Source organism: Paenibacillus sp. J22P51, from assembly GCF_059692215.1.
On the sequence record NZ_JCAUAZ010000009.1, the window covers coordinates 18,093 to 35,270 of the forward strand.

Sequence of the window (17,178 nt, forward strand, 5' to 3'; positions counted from 1 at the left end):
AGCGAGCAGCTTTCTATGCCATCCCCTTAGTTGGTAGCTGTTGGGGCAGTTGTTGCTGTATCTTGGGTCGCGTTGCGACCCGGACGACCTTGCGCACCTTCAGGGCGTTTGCGAGCCGTGTCTTTTTCCTCTATGGCCTTCTTGATGGAATCCGTCATGCCATCTTTGATTTTGCTGATCAGGTCATCTTCACTGATACCTTTCGTTGTTGCGATATCCACGAGAGATTTGCCTGATTCTAGCTCTGTCCTTAGCTCATCTTGTGTAATACCAAGGATAGTCGTGAGGACCTCTGGATTGCCGAAATGTCCGCCACCGAAGCCTCCAGGACCACCATGTCCACCTTTACCGCCACCTGGGAAACCACCCTTGAAGCCTGTACCGTCAATTTGCTTCGTTAATTGGTCGCTCAAACCCTCGATGATCTCATCTGCCCGTTCTTGTGTCAGCTTTCCAGCTGTAACTTCAGCTGTAATATTAGCTGTTTCTGCTGCAACGAGCTTCTGCAGGTAGTCTTCCTTCGTCAATCCTTTTTCAACGGCAAAAGCCGCTAGCGTTTTATCCGCCTTAAGTGCTTCCTGCACTACACTTTCTTCAACGCCTAGAATCGCAGCAGTTTCTTTGATCACGTTGCCGCCACGGAAGCCACCGCGATCTCCCATTTGACCTCGGCCTCTATCGTTAAAGCTTTTGCCGCCCTGTCCTGCTTTGGGAGCTGCTGTACTCGTGGAAGTGCCTACTGCTGTATCTGCGAATGCTTCATTATGTAGGGCTCCTACTAAGCCAACTCCGATGACAAAGGATGCGACTAGTGAACCTGCGAGAATTTTTTTGCTGATTTTTTTCATAATTGTTATTCCACCTCATCTTTGGATTTGTGTTTCCCTTACAAAACCTAGTATAGACCCCTTACCTGAAACCCATCTGAGTGTAAACTGAAGGTTCGTTGAGAGCTATCTGAGCATTGGCTGAATATGGCATGGAAAATGATTGATCATTAATTTACGTACTGGTGTTCGCTTAACAACGTTTCTTATGGTAGAATAAGGATTAAATGAGGACTATTTCGAATTAAGGGGACGTTGACTATGTCATATCGTAAAGAACGCAATAAGCTGATCGCTTACTGGGTAACTACCATCCTAGGACCTGCAAGCTTCGTGATTGGCGGATTCTTCTTCATCACGCATGGTGAGCAGCAGATCGCCACTTTGGATGCACTTGGCTATCCCGAGTATGTCTTAACCATTCTTGGCTTCTGGAAGCTGATGGCCGTCATCGCGATCCTGATCCCGCGCTTTCCGCGGTTGAAAGAATGGGCTTACGCTGGCTTTTTCTTCGAGCTTACGGGTGCGGCGGCTTCGCATATTTTGAATGGCGACAGCTTCGCAGTCGCTGCACAAGCGCTGGTGTTTCTAGCGCTCGTCATGGCTTCATGGGCGCTACGCCCGCGCAGCCGCAAGCTCGTCTCTTAGTTGTTGAAGTAGAAAGGCCAACCGTTCAATGGTTGGCCTTTTTGTGTGTGGATGGCACACCGATCTAGGGGGCGGCGAGAATTGTGTGCGTTGGGATGCCATGTTGATGGGCGAGTGAGGGTTTGGAGTAGCTAGTTGGTTGGCGGTGGTGATAACTGTGTGCTTTGGGATGCTATGTTGATGGGGGCGAGGTGGGTTAAAGTAGCTGGTTTGTTATAGGTGGCGAGAATTGTTTACGCTGAGATGCTATCTTGGTGGGTGCGAGGGGTTTGGAGTAGATTAACTGTAAAAACTCCAGTTAATTTCCAAAAAACTCCCCAAGACCGATGTTTAACTGGATTTCCTACATCTATTTCTGCCGATTTCAGTGAAATCAGCGCTATTGGCTGAATTTAACTACATGAAATCCAGCTATTTACTCGAAAGCAGGATTTCCCGCCAAATTTAACAGTAGAAAATCCAGCTATTTTTACCGCAACTGCATGCTCAGCACAATCCAGCTACCAGAACCGCCAATACCCTACTCTACTCAGCCATTTAGCTTTATCGGCGCCACTCCAGTTCTAGGCACAACAAAAAGAAGCTGACGCGTCAGCGCCAGCCTCTTCTCTTTCTAGCTATCGCGGCAACCGCACGATAAACGTGCTCCCCTCGCCGACTATACTTTTCACATCAATCGTTCCGCCATGCAGTTCCACAATGGAGCGAGTAATCGATAAGCCCAAGCCCGCCCCGCCGCTACGTCTAGCCCGCGAGGAATCGATGCGGTAGAACCGATCAAACAGATGCGCAATATGCTCTGGGGCAATCCCGGGTCCGTTATCGCGGACTGCTATTTCAACGCCCGCTTTCGTTCGCGTCAGTGAGATTCTAACCTCACCTGTCTCCGGATGCGTATGCTGGACCGCGTTATGAAACAGGTTGAGAATCACTTGCTTGATTTTGTCCGGATCACACTGACATTGTGTCTCAGGCTCCAGCAGGAATGTGACCGTTCTGTCTCCTGCGAGTAGACGCAGCTGATGCTCCATCTCGTGGAGCAAGTCATCCATAGCAGCTTCCGTCTTCTGGAAAGCAGGCGTACGATCCAACCTCGCCAGCAGCAACAGATCCTCGACTAGTTTATTAATGCGGACCGATTCGCCGTGCATGCTTTTCAACGCTTTCAGCAGCTGTTCGGGCTGTTGATAAGCTCCGCGCAGCAGCACCTCCAGGAAGCCATGAATGGACGTCAGCGGTGTACGAAGCTCATGCGAGGCATCCGCGGCAAAACGGCGCATCTGCTCTTTCGCTTCCTTTTCCGCCTCAAATGAAAATTCCAAACGCTCTAACATACTATTGAACGAAGTCGCCAAACGATCCATTTCCGCCTGTCCTTGATGAGCGGGAAAGCGTTCATTCAAGTTACCCGAATCAATACTCTTCACCGTATCTACTAAATTGGATAGTGGAACGAGCGTCCGCCGTAAGACAGGCAAGAAGCCTAGCAACCCAATGACCATCGCCAGCATAGATAAGAACAAGAAAGTGAGCAACTGCCTTAGAAGAACATCTTTAATCGGAGCCGATCTCGTGCTCGCTTGAATGAGACCCTGGATGCCATGGGAACGATCGGGTCCTTCTCCGATTTGATGGAAAACAACCAATTGTTCATTCCCCTTGCTGTCTTTCATAATCAAATGCTCCTGCTTTTTCGTTCTCGTTTGCAGGATCTTTAGATATTGTTCCTTATCCAGCTGCAAGGTCGACTGTTCATCCTGCGAAGAGATGAGTTTATACGTCCCATTCTCATCAATGAGTGCAATGGTCAAATCCGGTACGAAAATCCGCGGACCTTCGCCGGAATTATCCTGCCGATTGTTGCGCATGAAATCCTGCCTAGGCAGGAATGGACTCGTTCCCTTGTCTTGCCCTTGCTCCGCCCGAAGCCACACGTTCGGCGGCAGCGCAGCGAGCTGATTGCGAATCGTCTCTGCTTTATTTTGAAACATAAAATGCTGCATGAACACATATTGAAATACGCCAATTAACAGCAACAGCGCAGACATGACCAGTAACGTGCGAGATAGGATCTGAAACTTTAAGGATCGGGTCTCAAAGCTATTAGCCAACCAGCCACTCGTCTTCATGTCAAATCCATCCGATACCCCGCGCCGCGAATCGTGCGAATCAGCTTATGCTCCTTATCTCCAAGCTTTTCGCGCAGGGAGCGTATGTATACTTCCACAATATTTTCTTCGCCGCCAAAATCATAGCCCCACACTTTATCCAAAATCATCGTCTTACTTAGCACAAGGCCGTGATTGATCGCCATAAATTTAAGCAGTTCGTACTCTGTTGGCGACAGCTCCAAGATCCGATCATGCATCGAGATCTCTTTGCGACGATCGTCCATGCGAAGCGGTCCAATGACGACTTCTCCGAACAAGTTTGGAAAATGGTTTCGAATCCGCGCATAGATCCGCGCCAGCAGCTCCTCAAAGCTAAACGGCTTGATCATGTAATCATCGGCTCCTAACGTGAGCCCTTTCACCCGATCATCGATTTCATCTTTGGCTGTTAGCATAATAACGGCAACATTGTCCGTCTTCTTGATCATGCGGCATACCTCAAAACCATCCATCCCTGGCATCATCACATCCAGAATCGCGATATGCGGCTGAAATTTATTACACGCTGTGATCGCACTGATGCCATCCTGTGCTGTCATCACCTCGAAGCCTTCGTTCGTTAGCCCGAGCTCAAGAAATTCTAAGATATGCGGCTCGTCATCGACGAGTAGTATTTTAATCCCTTTTAATTGACGCATCTGTATCGTCTCCCCCGAGTATTTCATTCGTACACGACTTCTACAATCAGTATCTCATATCCTGCCTAAAAGCAATCTGAGCAGCGGCTGAAAGCTAGCTGAAAGTTGCGGAATCTTCAGCGATCTTTCAGCTAATGATCATTAGAATCTCAGTTAGCTCCCGTATACTGAACTCAAATGTAGGAAAGATCGACAGAAAAGAGGAATTCCTGATGACAATGACAACACAACCCTTCCTCCCTTTTCATTTTCAAACGCTGGACTCGGCTATAGAACTTCTACTCCCCTGTGAGGAGCACCAAAAGCTGCGGATACATGAGATCGGCAGCGAATGGTTTGGGCGTGAGGAAAGGCGCTTCTGCCTCGGGCTCCCTGACAGTGAAATCAACCTTTTAAATACATTAGCCGGTGAAAGCTGCCTAGTGTCCAATACCATGCTGGAGGTGCTCTTTCTTGCTGAAATGTATCAGGCCATCACGGATGGTAAATATACGCCTCTTCTATATAAAAAGGGGGCGACTCCACAACTTACGCCTGCACCTGCTCGGCAAGGTTGGAAGGTTAACCCCATGACCAAATCGGTAACGCTGCCTCAGCATACGTGTATTCAATTGCAAGGAATCGAGAAAAGCTGGTCCCTGAAACGATTAACCGACTATTTGAAGAAAACCTTATCGCTTGCAACAGGGCTCATTCTATCCGAGGGTGATGTGACGGTATGGGGGCAATCTGGGGCTCAGCAGGTGCCATGGAGAATCGGGATTCAAAATCCATGGAACAAGAACACCAAACTAGGTGCGGTTGTGATGCCGGAGGGTGCTCTCTCTACTTACAGCCCGCTTGAGGATCGCTGGCATGGTGACGCTAACAGCGATGTGCTGCAATGTACAGTTGCAGGTCATGATCTCGTGGAATGCCATGTATGGGCACGATTAATCGGCTCACTCGGGATGGAAGCTGGTCTCTCCTTACTAGCAAAACGGAGTGATACGTGCGAGGCGCTTGTACTTTCGAAGCAAGATGAGCTTCACTACTACGGACAGAAATCCTCGCTCGAAACGAAATGGCATGACCTTCGTGTGGATCATTTTCATTTTAGTGAAAGACATGGTAGGGATGATGTTGATAGCTTTGCTTAAAAGATTTGCTTTAAAGATCGTTTGTGGATGAAATTAGAAAAAACGTATGTTATCCACAATTCAAGGTTGTTTGTCCACAGCACCGATGTTAGTTACCCACAAAAACGGCTGTTTTATCAACAAGTTATCCACGTGCTGTGTGTATCTTTTGAAAATGAAGCTCTTCACATGCTATGATGTAGAAAATACACGAGGCAGGGGCTTTATTTGGATGACATATGATGTAATCGTAATTGGCGGCGGTTCTGCTGGCCTCATGGCTAGCATTGCAGCAAGCAGGGACGGCGCAAAGGTGCTGCTCGTTGATAAAGGCGATAAGCTGGGGCGTAAGCTAGGCATTTCTGGCGGCGGCAGATGCAACGTGACGAACAACAAAGACATGGATGAATTGATCAAGCATATCCCCGGCAACGGGCGCTTCCTTTATAGTGCTTTCACCCATTTCGGGAATAAGGACATTATTGCGTTTTTTGAAAATCTCGGCATCCACCTCAAGGAAGAAGACAATGGTCGGATGTTTCCCATCAGCGACAAGGCCAAAACCGTCGTCGACGCGTTGATCGGCCAAGTGCGGCGCCAGGGTGTGGAGATCCGGACCAACAGTCCGGTCAAAAAGGTATTGTACGCGGACGGCCGCGTAAGCGGCGTCCAGCTGCAAGGCGGAGAGACGCTGAGCTGCCGCGCTGTGATCGTCGCCTCCGGCGGCTGCTCGGTGCCGCATACCGGCTCCACGGGAGACGGGTATGCGTGGGCTGAGGCGGGCGGGCACACGATAACGCCGCTATTTCCGACCGAGGTTCCGTTAACCTCGAAGGAGCCCTGGATCCGCAGCCGCGAGCTGCAAGGACTTTCCCTGCGCGACGTGACGCTCAGCGTGCTGAACGCGAAGGGGAAGCCGATCATCGCGCATCGCGGCGATATGTTGTTCACCCACTTCGGCTTGTCGGGGCCGATTGCGCTACGCTGCAGCCAGTTCGTGGTGAAGGAGCTGAACAAATCCGAGCGCAAGGAAGTGCTCGTCACGGTGGATTTGTTCCCTGATCTAAGCACCGACGAGGTGTACAATGAGAGCATGGCACTCGCGAGAAGCGATGCGAAGAAAGCGATTAAAAACGTACTCAAGCCCCTGCTGTCCGAGCGGCTCATCCCGCTTCTGCTCACGAAGTCTGAGCTGGATGAACAGCTGACGTATGACAACATTCCGAAGCAGAAATGGTTGGAGCTATGTAAGCTCATGAAAGCCTTCCCCGTTACTGTTAAGGGGACGCTGTCTCTAGAAGAAGCGTTCGTGACCGGCGGCGGCGTTCAGCTCAAAGAAGTAGATCCGAGCACGATGCAGTCCAAGCTCGTTCAAGGACTCTACTTCTGTGGAGAAATTCTCGACATCCACGGCTACACTGGTGGGTATAACATTACCGCGGCTTTTTCGACGGGATATATGGCAGGCACGCATGCGGCGATGCAGGAAGCGTATTAAGCTGGTTCGGGTTCCCTATCTTTTACTCGGGAGACCATGCCTTCCTACCTCTGTTGAATTACATTAACGGGATAAACTACATCTATTTCCCCAAAATAGTTACCTTTATATAGAATAACTGGATTTCCACCAGCTAATTACGCGCATTATCGTCGAAACGATCAAATGTCGCCAAAATAGCTGGAGGTTTTCCAGTTAAATGGTGAATTCGAGTAGAATTCGTTAGATTAGCTGGAGGTTTTCCATCTATTCGCGCTCGGGGGCGGTAGTGTCTAGAATTTTATGTCGGAGGTACCTACGGACGCTTAAATGATGTGAGCATATCCCCCGCCCAACACAAAAAAGACGAACGAACACCTAGGTGTCGCTCGTCTTTTCTCATTTACTTCACGTTCTGCGATTACGCAGTCGCTAAATCCAATTCATCTTCCTCGTCACGATCAAACGAGGCGCGGTCGAATTCACCTTCGGATTCTGCAACAAGCAATGCTGTAACTGTTGTTCCAGTTGCGTTTACTGCTGTACGACCCATGTCGATCAGTGCTTCAACGCCAAGTACAAGACCCATACCTTCAAGCGGCAAGCCAAGTGCTGTCAATACAACTGTTGTTGAGATGGAAGCAGGACCAGGTACACCAGCTACCCCGATGGAGGAAATGACACTTACTAAGATCAACAAAGCATACTCAGAAATGCCTAATGGAAGGTTATACACTTTTGCTACGAAAATCGCTACAACCGCCGGCCAAACACCGCCACAGCCGTTGAAGTTCATCGTTGCCCCAAGCGGTGCCACGAAACTAGCAATACGCGGTGATACGCGTAGACGTTTCGTAATAACTTCCAAGTTCACAGGTAGCGTTGCATAACTGCTGCGAGTTGTAAAGGCAACTGCAATCGTCGGGTATGCCTTTTTGAAGAATTTAATAGGGTTAACTTTCGCCACAAGCAGCACAAGGCCACCGAAAACCAATACGAAGTGGATAATTAATGCCACGTAGGAAGTCAAAATAATTTTTAATAACGGCTCAACCGTTTCCCACCCATATTTAGCTGCCATCGCCGCGATCAACGCGTACACCCCATAAGGTGTCAAACGAATAACATACTTAACAACTTGGTGCATAACAGCAGTAGCTGATGTAATGAACGCCTTCACGGATGCTACAGCTTCAGGCTTTTTGGAACCTACTGAAACGATGGCGATAGCAACGAAAATCGCGAAGATTAGAACCGGTACAACCTTACCACTCGCCATGTCGCTAATTGGATTGGATGGTACCAGATCCAGAATAACTTGGGAGAATGTTGGAATTTCTTTCGCTTTGAAATCCTTCGGAACCGCTTGTGCGATGCCATTACCTGGATCAATCGCCAATGCGACAAGTAGACCGATCAGTGCTGCGATCCCCGTTGTAACTAGGAACCAACCAATCGTTTTGACGCCTAATTTACGAAGCTGAGCCATATTGGACAACGACGAAATACTATTAATAACAAGAATGAAGACCAGAGGCATTACAAGCATTTTGATCAAATTGACGTAAATCGTTCCGATGGTACTAACACTTTTGAATTGCAGACCAGCCTGATTGAAAATGACCCCAGCAACAAGACCAAGACCTAATCCGATAAAAACGCGGTTACCGAAACTGACTCTCTTTTTGCCCAGAAAAACAAGGAAACCAATAATTACGATTGATACGACTAAACTTACCCAGTTAGTTTGAAAAGCGGTTACTAGGTTGTTTTCCATCTTCATCATCCCCTTATTCCTACGAAGTTACTTGGTTTAATTGTGATAAGAATATGACAACTTACACTACATGTCAATGGTTTTTTTTGAAAAATGACAAATAACCGAACAATTCCCTTTTTTTAAGAGAAATAGATTCGGTTTTAGGCCATTTTATGATTTAGCTTTTGGCAAATTGCTTAAATTGTGTGCTGGTCATGCACGATGGCGACGATAACCCATTGTGATCCTGAATATTCAAAAACAAGTCGTAAACTGGTCCAGTCCATCCCTTGATATTGCGGATCAAAACCAGGGAAATGATATTCAACGGTGATATATGAACTCGTCGGGTAAACGCTGAACACATTGTTAATCATGTTCCCTTTGCCCAGTATTGTGTTATAGCTAATCTGAGGTGCGGCGGCAAAGTTGGCGTTATATACGAATTTGGCCCAATAATTAGGGAATGTGAGGTCGATCGGATCGCCTGACCCATCGAAAGTACCCCAGTGTGTGAGACTTGGGCTAGCCCAAAGCGCTGCAAGATTGCTCCCTTGAACTTGAATGTCAGTCGCTGTGCGGATATAGGAATACGGAGAGAATTGGACACCTTTCTGCGGATGCACGAGGCTTGCCAGCTTCGCCATGTTCTTCTCCTTGAGCGCGTTAATCACTTCTTGTGCTCTTGCTTCAATCACTTGCTTAGCCTCTAACGCGGTGGAGAAGCTTGGCGCCGTTGCAACTGGCGTAGGCTTCGAGCTAGCTGTTGCCTGCGGCTTGGTCGTCGGTACCGGTGAAGTGGCCGCAGACGGTTGCGGTGTTGCTGGCACATTGGATGGTACAGGTGACCCTGCCGACGTTGGCTCAGGGGAAAGAGACGGAGAGACAGTCGCTGTTGGTTGCGTCGTTGGTCCGCTGCTGCTTGTGACCCCGTTATTGGTCTGTTTCGCGACGCATCCTGTAAGCGTGCTGACCATACTGATCATAACCACAGCAATGGCGATCTTCCTCATACTTCCCATGAGAACCACTCCTTCTTCAATTGTCTTCCTTATTACACCAAACGCATTCGAGGTGTGAAAGGTTACATGATATTTCCACTGTTCTTAAAAAAAAGATGAAAATGGGCTCCCACTCAAACTTATTGATTTCGCCTTCTGCGAAAGGATGGTATCTCGACGTTTCGAAGCTCTACCATTGGATAAATCCACTGCTTCTCACTTTTTGGAGCAGACAAAAGTTGATCTATTGGATATATCCAGTCGACACACCCCAAAAGAGTGTTTTTTGGCCACTTTCTCCACAATCCACTGGATTCGTCCAATCAAACGCATCATTCTCGTTTAAAATATGGCGTTCCAATGGATATATACAATGGAAGTCGGAAGATGATGCCTACCTGACCTGGCAACCTGAGTCGCGCGCTGCGGGATTAGGCATAGGTTCATCAATTGGGGTTGCACAGCCAAAAGAGCCCGAGGATCCCCATCCTCAGGCTCTTCTAAATCAATCCCGTTCCCGCCGCTGCGTCCACAGCCCGCAACCCAGCGCCGGTTAAATCCGGATACCAGCGCTAAAATGATTATAATCATCGGCCGAAGGATCGAACGCCGCCTCATCGTCACTCGGCAGCGCATCACGATCCACCGCCACCGCAGATGCCGCATAGCTGTCGGACCAATCCTCATTCACGGTGTGTGCCGGAATGCGAATAGAGCCCTCCAGATCATACGCCATCGCGAAGGTGGCCTGCTCCGACTGCATCTGCGGTCGATCCACAAGCCGCCCGCCGTGCGACTGGGCAATTTCGATGGCCGAGGTAATCTCTTGCTCATCTAAATGGATGTGCAGCGTGGCCCGCTCCCCTTCCAGCAACTCTGGCTTATAGCCGAGCTCCTCTAGGGTATCTAACGCAAGCAAGGCATCCCTCGTTTGATCAAATTCAAAAAAGATAGGAACAAAGTCCTTCATCTAATAGCACCCTTTCTTCCTTCAAATGGAAAGTCTGCCATTAGGTTTGACCAATTGTTCCTATCCTATTCGACATCCTATTCCTTCTTAAGTGCTTCTTGGACGAATTGGAGCAGCTCTGCATGGTATTCCGGCACTGCCGCAACCAAATAGACAGCCTTGTCCGCGCACGCTTCATCTATAACAGATGAGCCTCCGAGCAATGCAAGCGGATTGCCCGCGAAATCCGTAACCTTCACACCAGCCTCCTGCGCAAGCAGCAAGCCTGCATATAAATCTTCCCCTTCGGAGTTGTACAAAACAACACCGTGCAGATCGCCTCTAGCCAGCATCGCCCACACGATTGATGGGGCCCATAAGCGCATCACCCTTTTAACCGAGTACTCCAAGTGATGCCTAACCGCTAATGCCCGCTGATCGTCTTTCGTTACAGCATGTCCTTGTATCCATGAGATCGTTGACTTCGCCAACGCACCTTTCGGCTTCGCCAGCAGCTTCCTATCCCCTTGCCAAGCTCCCTCATCTTGCACAGCCACATAGGTCATGTCCAAAGCCGAATCATGCACGACACCCAGTACGATGCGTCCTTGGTAGCTTAATGATATCGAAACACCGTATAAAGGGACGCCCAGCGCGAAATTATTCGTTCCATCCAAGGGATCGACATGCCATACCCAGTCGCTCGCCGCTCCACCCTCACCGGCTTCTTCACTATAGATACGATGAGTCGGAAACACACTCAGGATGTCATCCACGATGAGACGATCCGCCTGCACATCCACTTCTGTCACCAGATCACCGCGCTCATCCTTATGCTGAAGGATTAATTGACCACCGAAACGTTTCTTGGCGAGATGACCTGCCTTTACAGCTGCCTTGGCGGCAACTTCCCTTGCTAATGTCCATTCGTTTCGATTCATTCCCTTCATCCTCCTCGCGTGATCACTTCTGTCTTTTTTATATTACCATATCCTGCCTAGAAAAGTTGCGTTGAGGCCTAGGCTTTTCATTGACAAGCAACCTGTTCATAAGTGATAATATAGCAAAATCAGAAGGCGACAAGAGCTGTCGAAAGGGGCAATACGGGTATGGTAAAGCATCATCAGCACAAGATTTTGGATTGTACGATTCGAGACGGCGGTTTAATTAACGATTGGGATTTCAGCGTGGAGTTTGTCCAAGACATGTATCGCGGCTTAAGCGCAGCCGGCGTAGAATATATGGAAATTGGTTATAAGAACTCAGAAAAGCTACTAAAAGGCGGATCATCAGGTCCTTGGAGATTCCTCAATGAATCTTTCTTGCGTGATGTTATTACCAAAAAGACAGATACTAAACTATCCGCTCTTGTTGATATCGGACGTGTGGATGAAAGAGACATTTTGCCTCGTGAAGACAGCTTACTCGATTTGATCCGCGTTGCTTGTTACATCAAGGATGTAGATAAAGGTCTTGAGCTTGTGCAGAAATTCCATGACATGGGTTATGAGACGTCCCTGAACATTATGGCGCTTTCCCACGTAATGGAGAACGAACTTACAGAAGCCTTTGAAGAAATCAACAAAAGCCCCGTAGACGTTGTCTACGTCGTTGACTCTTACGGCAGCATGCAATCCAAAGACATTGATTACCTAGTTTCAAAGTTCCAACGCTTGCTTCCTGAGAAGGAACTGGGCTTGCATATGCACAACAACATGCAGCTTGCTTTCGCTAACACGCTAACTGGTGCTTCCAAAGGCGTTACTTTCTTGGATTCCTCCGTTTACGGCATGGGCCGCGCAGCGGGCAACTGTACAACTGAATTGTTGCTCAGCCACCTCAAAGGCGCACGTTACGATGTACGTCCTGTACTTGGACTTATTGAGAAGCATATGATTGCCATGCGCGAGAAATGGGATTGGGGTTACCTCATTCCTTACATGATCGTTGGTGCATTGGACGAGCATCCTCGTACAGCAATGGCCTTGCTTGACTCGCCTGAAAGAAATAATCTTGTCGACTTCTACGATCGTTTAACTTCCGTAGAAACGTCTCCAGCTGCAAGCAAAAAATAATCAGTTCAATGTCAATAACCCCTATTCGCCAGCTTAAGAAGGGAACGCCTTCTAACTGCGCGAATAGGGGTTTTTTATGCCACCTTTTCTAACCACTATTTGATAATTTTTGCCGAGATCACATAGTTTTCTGCGTATGCCCGATCGATGAGAAAAATGAAGTCCTCCCCATCTCTGCGGCTGAAATTCTTTTTTGGAAACACCTCGATATAATCACTCTCAATTAACATCGTGCATTTCTCATCGGCATAAATCAATCCAGCTTCTAAGCGTTTTATGGCTTCCACCATGACTTCCCTTGACTTCAAATCCCCAAAGATCTCCACATAGACTTTTGCGGTAGCATCGTGATCTCTGAGTAAAATTGCTACCTTATGCTTGACTTTGATGCGCACCTTCTTTTTCGTAGATATACTCATAGGTTCTACTCCTTCATTCGTCTATGGATTTATTTTATGTCACAACTGGGTAAGGTGGACTAGGCAAATGGACATTTTAACCCCCTCAATTCGTTTAGACTTCAGGTGATTTAAGGTATGGAAGGATATTTTTTCCCTAATTTGAAAATAGTAAGATCATTAGCACGTCAGGGGGGTTCTGCGTGATTCAAGTGCTCTCGACATGGCAAACATTCTGTCTTATGTTTTTATTCCAGCTAGGTACAACAATTGTGTTTGGTTTCGCTGGCGGCGCTAAGCAGGATGCTTGGCTGGCTGCTTTGATCAGCGCAATGATCGGAATAGGCATCGTGTGGATGTTTACACTTATATATGAACGACATCCAGGAGAAACCTTAGTCTCCTTGCTTCAGTTAACCTTCGGCCGATACTTTGGCCACCTTTTAACCACCCTGTACACGCTTGCTTTTACGTACGAAGCTGGAAGAATTCTGCGGGATCTGGGAGAGCTGATGGGAACGTTTCTCCTCCCTAGCACACCAGCTCCTTTCTTAATGCTTCTGCTTGTCGTACTGGTTGCCTATGCCTGTTATGCCGGAATTGAACGGATTGCTCGATTAGCTGAGCTCAGCATAATCATCGTACTCTTGTTTACCTGCATCCAGCTCATCCTGCTGATCTTCTCTGATGCCATAGACCTCTCGTGGCTGCTGCCTGTTGCATCCGATTGGAGAAACATTGGCGTGACGGTATTCCCGCTTGGTTTAACAACCACCTTCGGTGAAGTTGTTGTCTTCGCCATGTTCTGGAAATTAACTGTTAATCCTCGCAAGTTTCGTAAGGCTGCGCTGTACTCCTCTATGTTGGTCGGCGCTGTTTTTGTCGTTCTTGATCTCATTGCCGTCAGTACATTAGGGCCAGATCTGTTCTACCGTTCCTTCTATCCGCTGCTAACCAGCTTTCAATTGATCCGAATCGCCGATTTTATCGACAATTTTGATCCTTTTGTGGTAACAACTTTCATTACAGGCGGTTTGTTCAAAATCATACTGTATGCCTACGCGGCTTGCACAACCATTACCACACAGTGGAAAACAGAGAATCATCGCGTAGTGATTATTCCCGTCGCTATTCTGATTTGGTTTATCTCTATTTACACCGCCAAAAATATTGCGAGCCATATATTTGTAGGCCTGAAGATTGTGCCTTGGATTGTTGAACTTCCGTTATTCGTGGTGATTCCTTTAATTATTTTCTTATTAAACGGGGCATTTAGAAAGCGAAGAGTAGAGAGCTAGGGAGGCTACCATGATGCAACAAACTCCTGTGGATTACACCATCGATATCACACAGCTTCAAGCTGATATCAATCAACAGCTCGATCACGACCCTGATTTGGTATTTGTACATATACGCACTACACTTATTGCCTACATCTCGGGATTGGTTGATGCAGAACGTATAGAACGAGAGATAACCAAACCCTTAACTCAGGCACAACCAACGACGGAAACTCTTTCCTCTCATCTTTTAACGCCGGAAGTCATACATACCGATCACTTCGAAACACTGATTGAGAATCTGCTAACGGGCTTTGTCATGATTGCCGAGCAAGGTCAGCTTAAAGTTCTTCTAGCCAATCTGGCCTGTATGCCTCACCGCGGCATTGAGCAGCCCGAAACAGAGTCAGGTGTGCGCGGTCCAAGAGAGGGCTTTACCGAAATGTTGGAGACGAATGTGGCTTTGTTGCGTCGTCGCCTAAAAACAGACAAAATGCGGATTAAAACCTGGCAGATCGGCGCCCTCAGTCAAACGGAAGTACGATTGATTTATTTGGAAGGGATCGCGAATCAAGTAATTGTCGATGAAATTGCCAAACGGCTATCTGCTATTCGTATTGATGCGGTGCTCGAGAGCAGCTATATCGAAGAGATGATCCGAGATAATCCCTACAGCATTTTCCCGACCATGGAATATACGGAAAGACCCGATGTAGTCGCAGGATCTCTCCTCGAAGGTAAGGTAGCTATTTTCACCAATAATACCCCTTTTGTCTTAATTGCTCCCTTCCATTTCTGGTCGGCCTTTCAGTCCAGCGAAGACTATTATTTGATGTTCACTAGTGCAACCTTCATACGATTTATTCGCTCTTTGTCCATCATATTGGCTCTTCTATTGCCTTCACTTTACGTTGCCATTACAACCTTTCATCCTGAAATGCTGCCGACGAATTTACTGCTTGCTGTCGCAGGGGCCCGTGAAGCATCTCCTTTTCCAGCTATGGTTGAGGCGCTCATTATGGAAATTACGTTCGAAGCACTCCGTGAAGCGATACTTCGCTTACCTCGCGTCATGGGACAAACCGTCAGCATCGTCGGCGCTCTCGTCATCGGGCAAGCCGTTGTGCAAGCTGGGATCGTTTCTACCCCAATGGTCATCGTTGTTTCTGTGACAGGAATCGCTTCCTTCATGATCCCGCGCTACAATATGACCTTTTCGATTCGGATCATGCGTTTGCTGCTGCTCATACTCGCAGGGACATTGGGATTCGTAGGGATCCTGCTCGGGCTGTTTACCCTTGCCATATATTTGACAGGGATCCGCTCCGTAGGTGTTCCTTACTTGGCTCCGATTGCGCCTTTGCGATTAAAGGGGTTACGCGACTTCCTTGTTCGTGCCCCGCACTGGCTCATTGATCGTGATCTAGTCTCCACTTCGCCAGAGGCCAATAAAAAGAGGCACAAGTAATGAGAAATATGATGCGTATTCTCGTAATGTGTATAGTGACTCTTATCCCGCTAACAGGCTGCTGGGATCGGAAAGAAATTAATGATATCGCCATCTTGCAGCTTTCCGCATTTGATCTCATGCCTGATACAGGCAAGTACCGAGGCTATGTCCAGGTCGCGATTCCCAAATCGATAGGTGCAGGTCAATTGACGACAAGTGGTGGAACGCAGCAGAAGACCTACATGCCACTCATCGATTATGGTGAAAATATTGAGGCCATGTCCGTAAAGCTGGATCGCAAGCTTTCTAGGGATGAACTGCCTTCACACCGCCGTATCTTCATTGTTGGTGAAGCTTTTGCTCGTCAAGATATGGCCCCCGTTCTGGACTTTCTTTCGAGGAATCCCAAGAATCGGCTGCGCACCTACATCGTGATCGCGCGGGGGACAGATGCCAAAAGTCTTGTCGAAAGCGATTACCCCTTGGAGGCCACGAAGGAAGAAGCACTGCGTGAAATGATTGTTCGGAAAACGCAAGTACCTTCCATGCTCCGCAATTTCTATGCATCCTCCGCTGCTACTGGCATTGAGCCTGTTGCTGCTGCCTTTTCCAAGGACAAGGATGGCAAACTTTTACTCAGCAGCGTTGCCTTATTCAACAAAACCACCTTAGTAGGCTACGTTGACGATATGCAGGCTTTTGCTCTAACAAGCTTATTAGGAAGAAAGCCTTTCGGTGACGTGGATGTTTCCATGGCAGATCAGAAAAGCAACTTGTCGATACGAGTTACTAAATTGAAAGTAAAGAAACATGTAAAAATCGTAAATGATCAGCCACAGTTTACATTGGACATTACAGCAAGTGGTCGGATTATTGACAATCGCACGAAATTAGATCCTAGCGATCCTGCGATTATGGAACAGCTCAACGCTTCCTTTCAAGAGCAAATCACGGAAACCTACAAGATGCTCTTCCACACTCTGCAAACAACTTACAAGACTGACAGCGTTGGTCTCGGACAATCCGTCTATCGTAAATATCCTAAACTCTGGAAAAAGATAGAGAAGAACTGGCCTGACATATTTCCTGAAGTAGACGTCCAAATGAAGGTTTCCGCTAATATCTTCCAAATCGGTGTTCAGGGTGCACCTTATTATTTGAGAGAGGATGAGGTGAGCAAGTAATGTGGTTCAAATTGACCGCTCTGACGATTCCATCCATTCTGATCACTATCCAGCAAATGTCTTATTGGAGCAAGCATGGGAGCCGCAAGCAAGCAATCGTATTGCTCGTCTGGATGATCATCGCTTGGGGACTAGGCTGTGCCTTTATCGGCGGGTTACGCCTGCCCGAGCCTACAAAACCGTTATTCCCCGGTTGGAAGTAA

At 47.8% G+C, this 17,178-nt stretch carries 16 protein-coding genes; 8 read left to right on the plus strand and 8 right to left on the minus strand.

Annotation, left to right across the window (positions count from 1 at the left end):
• Positions 1 to 26 precede the first annotated feature (26 nt).
• A complete protein-coding gene (locus AC58QC_RS19190) occupies positions 27 to 848 on the minus strand; it encodes a hypothetical protein (protein ID WP_497416716.1) in 822 nt (273 codons plus the stop codon).
• A 240-nt stretch (positions 849 to 1,088) separates the two neighbouring features.
• Here AC58QC_RS19190 and AC58QC_RS19195 point away from each other — a divergent pair, with 240 nt between their 5' ends.
• Positions 1,089 to 1,475, plus strand: coding sequence for a DoxX family protein (locus AC58QC_RS19195; RefSeq protein ID WP_497416717.1), 387 nt, complete (start codon positions 1,089 to 1,091; stop codon positions 1,473 to 1,475).
• 617 nt (positions 1,476 to 2,092) lie between these two features.
• On the opposite strand, the gene AC58QC_RS19200 is transcribed toward AC58QC_RS19195, so the two are convergent.
• Entirely contained in the window at positions 2,093 to 3,604 is a 1,512-nt protein-coding gene (locus AC58QC_RS19200; RefSeq protein WP_497416718.1) for a sensor histidine kinase, read from the minus strand.
• Complete coding sequence (locus AC58QC_RS19205; protein WP_497349025.1) at positions 3,601 to 4,284, minus strand: response regulator transcription factor; 684 nt, start codon at positions 4,282 to 4,284, stop codon at positions 3,601 to 3,603. The genes AC58QC_RS19200 and AC58QC_RS19205 overlap by 4 nt, the downstream gene beginning before the upstream one ends.
• A 212-nt stretch (positions 4,285 to 4,496) precedes the next feature.
• Between AC58QC_RS19205 and AC58QC_RS19210 the strand changes: the two genes are divergently transcribed.
• Both AC58QC_RS19210 and AC58QC_RS19215 read left to right on the plus strand, forming a co-directional pair.
• Positions 4,497 to 5,423: an FAD:protein FMN transferase gene (locus tag AC58QC_RS19210; protein WP_497416719.1), complete on the plus strand. Its 927-nt coding sequence runs from the start codon at positions 4,497 to 4,499 to the stop codon at positions 5,421 to 5,423.
• Between the two features lie 211 nt (positions 5,424 to 5,634).
• Positions 5,635 to 6,900 carry a BaiN/RdsA family NAD(P)/FAD-dependent oxidoreductase gene (locus tag AC58QC_RS19215; RefSeq protein ID WP_497416878.1) on the plus strand — a complete coding sequence of 422 codons (1,266 nt, stop codon included), beginning with the start codon at positions 5,635 to 5,637 and terminating at the stop codon, positions 6,898 to 6,900.
• A 400-nt stretch (positions 6,901 to 7,300) separates the two neighbouring features.
• On the opposite strand, the gene AC58QC_RS19220 is transcribed toward AC58QC_RS19215, so the two are convergent.
• From AC58QC_RS19220 to AC58QC_RS19235, 4 genes are all read right to left on the minus strand, one after another.
• Entirely contained in the window at positions 7,301 to 8,656 is a 1,356-nt protein-coding gene (locus AC58QC_RS19220; RefSeq protein ID WP_497416720.1) for a dicarboxylate/amino acid:cation symporter, read from the minus strand.
• A gap of 179 nt (positions 8,657 to 8,835) precedes the next feature.
• Positions 8,836 to 9,660, minus strand: coding sequence for a hypothetical protein (locus AC58QC_RS19225; RefSeq protein WP_497416721.1), 825 nt, complete (start codon positions 9,658 to 9,660; stop codon positions 8,836 to 8,838).
• Positions 9,661 to 10,192: 532 nt separating this feature from the next.
• Positions 10,193 to 10,609: a hypothetical protein gene (locus AC58QC_RS19230; protein ID WP_497416722.1), complete on the minus strand. Its 417-nt coding sequence runs from the start codon at positions 10,607 to 10,609 to the stop codon at positions 10,193 to 10,195.
• A gap of 77 nt (positions 10,610 to 10,686) precedes the next feature.
• Complete coding sequence (locus AC58QC_RS19235; RefSeq protein WP_497416723.1) at positions 10,687 to 11,529, minus strand: inositol monophosphatase family protein; 843 nt, start codon at positions 11,527 to 11,529, stop codon at positions 10,687 to 10,689.
• Between the two features lie 168 nt (positions 11,530 to 11,697).
• On the opposite strand from AC58QC_RS19235, the gene AC58QC_RS19240 reads away from it, so the two are divergent.
• Positions 11,698 to 12,663: an aldolase catalytic domain-containing protein gene (locus tag AC58QC_RS19240; RefSeq protein ID WP_497416724.1), complete on the plus strand. Its 966-nt coding sequence runs from the start codon at positions 11,698 to 11,700 to the stop codon at positions 12,661 to 12,663.
• 95 nt (positions 12,664 to 12,758) lie between these two features.
• On the opposite strand, the gene AC58QC_RS19245 is transcribed toward AC58QC_RS19240, so the two are convergent.
• Positions 12,759 to 13,082 carry a hypothetical protein gene (locus AC58QC_RS19245; protein ID WP_497416725.1) on the minus strand — a complete coding sequence of 108 codons (324 nt, stop codon included), beginning with the start codon at positions 13,080 to 13,082 and terminating at the stop codon, positions 12,759 to 12,761.
• 182 nt (positions 13,083 to 13,264) lie between these two features.
• Here AC58QC_RS19245 and AC58QC_RS19250 point away from each other — a divergent pair, with 182 nt between their 5' ends.
• From AC58QC_RS19250 to AC58QC_RS19265, 4 genes are read left to right on the plus strand one after another with little or no spacing between them, the layout of a single operon-like run.
• Positions 13,265 to 14,359 (plus strand): GerAB/ArcD/ProY family transporter, encoded by a 1,095-nt coding sequence (locus AC58QC_RS19250; RefSeq protein ID WP_497416726.1) that lies wholly within the window; start codon positions 13,265 to 13,267, stop codon positions 14,357 to 14,359.
• A gap of 10 nt (positions 14,360 to 14,369) precedes the next feature.
• On the plus strand, positions 14,370 to 15,809 hold the full coding sequence (locus AC58QC_RS19255; protein ID WP_497416727.1) for a spore germination protein: 1,440 nt from the start codon (positions 14,370 to 14,372) through the stop codon (positions 15,807 to 15,809).
• Positions 15,809 to 16,975, plus strand: a complete 1,167-nt coding sequence (locus AC58QC_RS19260) for a Ger(x)C family spore germination protein (protein WP_497416728.1) — start codon at positions 15,809 to 15,811, stop codon at positions 16,973 to 16,975. Before AC58QC_RS19255 ends, AC58QC_RS19260 begins: the two co-directional genes overlap by 1 nt.
• Positions 16,975 to 17,178, plus strand: a complete 204-nt coding sequence (locus AC58QC_RS19265; RefSeq protein ID WP_497416729.1) for a hypothetical protein — start codon at positions 16,975 to 16,977, stop codon at positions 17,176 to 17,178. The genes AC58QC_RS19260 and AC58QC_RS19265 overlap by 1 nt, the downstream gene beginning before the upstream one ends.

What these genes read in the sequence shown, in the direction of transcription:
- AC58QC_RS19235 (WP_497416723.1), bottom strand. Translation starts at nt 11,529, where the DNA reads ATGAATCGAAACGAATGGACATTAGCAAGGGAAGTTGCCGCCAAGGCA.
- AC58QC_RS19265 (WP_497416729.1), top strand. Translation starts at nt 16,975, where the DNA reads ATGTGGTTCAAATTGACCGCTCTGACGATTCCATCCATTCTGATCACT.
- AC58QC_RS19225 (WP_497416721.1), bottom strand. Translation starts at nt 9,660, where the DNA reads ATGGGAAGTATGAGGAAGATCGCCATTGCTGTGGTTATGATCAGTATG.
- AC58QC_RS19245 (WP_497416725.1), bottom strand. Translation starts at nt 13,082, where the DNA reads ATGAGTATATCTACGAAAAAGAAGGTGCGCATCAAAGTCAAGCATAAG.
- AC58QC_RS19190 (WP_497416716.1), bottom strand. Translation starts at nt 848, where the DNA reads ATGAAAAAAATCAGCAAAAAAATTCTCGCAGGTTCACTAGTCGCATCC.
- AC58QC_RS19195 (WP_497416717.1), top strand. Translation starts at nt 1,089, where the DNA reads ATGTCATATCGTAAAGAACGCAATAAGCTGATCGCTTACTGGGTAACT.
- AC58QC_RS19205 (WP_497349025.1), bottom strand. Translation starts at nt 4,284, where the DNA reads ATGCGTCAATTAAAAGGGATTAAAATACTACTCGTCGATGACGAGCCG.
- AC58QC_RS19210 (WP_497416719.1), top strand. Translation starts at nt 4,497, where the DNA reads ATGACAATGACAACACAACCCTTCCTCCCTTTTCATTTTCAAACGCTG.
- AC58QC_RS19240 (WP_497416724.1), top strand. Translation starts at nt 11,698, where the DNA reads ATGGTAAAGCATCATCAGCACAAGATTTTGGATTGTACGATTCGAGAC.
- AC58QC_RS19260 (WP_497416728.1), top strand. Translation starts at nt 15,809, where the DNA reads ATGAGAAATATGATGCGTATTCTCGTAATGTGTATAGTGACTCTTATC.
- AC58QC_RS19220 (WP_497416720.1), bottom strand. Translation starts at nt 8,656, where the DNA reads ATGGAAAACAACCTAGTAACCGCTTTTCAAACTAACTGGGTAAGTTTA.
- AC58QC_RS19255 (WP_497416727.1), top strand. Translation starts at nt 14,370, where the DNA reads ATGATGCAACAAACTCCTGTGGATTACACCATCGATATCACACAGCTT.
- AC58QC_RS19230 (WP_497416722.1), bottom strand. Translation starts at nt 10,609, where the DNA reads ATGAAGGACTTTGTTCCTATCTTTTTTGAATTTGATCAAACGAGGGAT.
- AC58QC_RS19200 (WP_497416718.1), bottom strand. Translation starts at nt 3,604, where the DNA reads ATGAAGACGAGTGGCTGGTTGGCTAATAGCTTTGAGACCCGATCCTTA.
- AC58QC_RS19215 (WP_497416878.1), top strand. Translation starts at nt 5,635, where the DNA reads ATGACATATGATGTAATCGTAATTGGCGGCGGTTCTGCTGGCCTCATG.